General features: G+C 56.7%; 1 pseudogene. It reads right to left on the reverse strand.

Annotation, left to right across the window (positions count from 1 at the left end):
- Window positions 1-72: 72 nt before the first annotated feature.
- A pseudogene (locus tag AC0L3S_RS39275) lies at window positions 73-293 on the reverse strand (NAD(P)/FAD-dependent oxidoreductase); the annotation flags it as partial.

Genomic DNA, 293 nt, shown 5'->3' on the forward strand with positions numbered 1-293 from the left:
TGTTTCCTCTTTTGACAGCTTGATGGCAAACCCATCAGGCCATCAAAAGAATTCAAGCCGCTGGCCGAACCTTTATTCCGCTGCTACCCCTTTGACTTCCAGATAGCTCTCCATGGAATCGTCCAGCGCCTGCAGCCATGGCGTATGATGCAGCGGCGCCATGGTGCCGGTCATCAGCGAGCGGTAGGCGTGATCGCGGAAGCTCATAATGTCTTCGCCCTTGTGGTGCTCCCACTCCATGAAGGTCTGGTTGACCGCCTCGACGTCGAAGCCGGGATAGTCGGTCTGGTCCA

The sequence above is a fragment of the Bradyrhizobium sp. Ken01 genome (assembly GCF_055807355.1).